Source organism: Shewanella sp. MM_2022_3, from assembly GCF_022557375.1.
Lineage (GTDB): Bacteria > Pseudomonadota > Gammaproteobacteria > Enterobacterales > Shewanellaceae > Shewanella > Shewanella xiamenensis.
On record NZ_JAKZGV010000144.1, the window covers coordinates 1 to 248 of the forward strand.

General features: G+C 44.8%; 1 rRNA gene. It reads right to left on the reverse strand.

The annotated features are described in order from the left end of the window. Window positions 1-117, reverse strand: a 16S ribosomal RNA gene (locus tag MMG82_RS21535); the annotation flags it as partial. Window positions 118-248 lie beyond the last annotated feature (131 nt).

Here is a 248-nt window from a genome sequence, read left to right on the forward strand (position 1 = left end):
CTCACCCGTCCGCCGCTCGCCACCTCAGGAGTAAACTCCCTCGTGCTGCCGCTCGACTTGCATGTGTTAGGCCTGCCGCCAGCGTTCAATCTGAGCCATGATCAAACTCTTCAATTAAAAGTTTTTTGTTTCCGAAGAAACGACTCAATGAATTCTACTGTTTTGATTCGCTTTGCTCACTAAGAAGCATCGCGTTTCAATTCATACATTACTGTATGTACATATTGCTATGAACACTCATTCATTGA